This is a genomic window from Candidatus Frankia alpina, assembly GCF_902806485.1.
Lineage (GTDB): Bacteria > Actinomycetota > Actinomycetes > Frankiales > Frankiaceae > Frankia > Frankia alpina.
Genome location: NZ_CADCWT010000475.1, coordinates 1 through 1,289 on the forward strand (window position 1 = coordinate 1; position 1,289 = coordinate 1,289).

1 protein-coding gene is annotated in these 1,289 nt (G+C 63.7%); it reads right to left on the reverse strand.

What is annotated here, in order from left to right:
* Window positions 1–1,289: chaperonin GroEL (gene groL / locus G6R25_RS24035; protein WP_163554658.1), on the reverse strand; the 1,289-nt coding region annotated here is incomplete at both ends.

The following is a 1,289-nucleotide window of genomic DNA, read 5'->3' on the forward strand; positions in this document are numbered from 1 at the left end:
CCGGAGAGGTCGAGCTTCTCGAAGGCGGTGATCGACGCCTGCAGCAGCGCGACGCCACCACCGGCGACGATGCCCTCCTCGACGGCGGCCTTCGCGTTCGACACCGCATCCTCGATGCGGTGCTTCTTCTCCTTCAGCTCCACCTCGGTGGCCGCACCGACCTTGATGACCGCAACCCCACCGGCCAGCTTCGCCAGCCGCTCCTGAAGCTTCTCCCGGTCGTAGTCCGAGTCCGACTTCTCGATCTCGTTACGGATCTGGCTGACCCGACCGGCGATCTGGTCCGGGTCACCCGAACCCTCCACGACCGTCGTCTCATCCTTCGTCACGACGATCTTCCGGGCGCGGCCCAGCAGGTCCAGCGACGTGCTCTCCAGCTTCAGGCCGACATCCTCGGAGATCACCTGGCCGCCGGTCAGGATCGCGATGTCACCCAGGATCGCCTTACGACGATCCCCGAAACCGGGAGCCTTCACCGCAACACTCTTGAACGTGCCACGGATCTTGTTGACGACCAGAGTCGCCAACGCCTCACCCTCGACATCCTCCGAGATGATGACCAGCGGCTTGCTGGTCTGCATGACCTTCTCCAACAGCGGGAGCAGGTCCTTCACCGCGGCGATCTTACTGTTGACGATCAGGATGTACGGGTCGTCGAGGACGGCTTCCTGACGGTCCGCGTCCGTGACGAAGTACGGCGAGATGTAACCCTTGTCGAAGCGCATACCCTCGGTGAGCTCAAGCTCCAGACCAAAGGTGTTGCTCTCCTCGACAGTGACCACACCTTCCTTACCGACCTTGTCCAACGCCTCGGCGATCAGACCACCGATCGCCGAGTCACCCGCCGAGATCGACGCCGTCGAAGCGATCTGCTCCTTGGTCTCGACCTCCTTGGCCTGCTTGGAGAGCTCCTCGGAGACCCGCTCGACCGCGATCTCGATGCCCTTCTTCAGGCCGAGGGGGTTGGCGCCGGCGGCCACGTTGCGTAGACCCTCACGCACCAGCGCCTGAGCCAGGATCGTCGCGGTGGTCGTGCCGTCACCCGCGACGTCGTTGGTCTTCTTCGCGACTTCCTTGACGAGCTCCGCACCGATCTTCTCGAACGGGTCCTCGAGCTCGATCTCCTTGGCGATGCTCACACCGTCGTTGGTGATCGTGGGAACGCCCCACTTCTTCTCCAGAACGACGTTGCGACCCTTCGGACCGAGCGTGACCTTGACCGCATCGGCCAGCTGGTTCATGCCGCGCTCCAGGCCGCGCCGTGCCTCCTCGTCGAAGGCAATGATCTT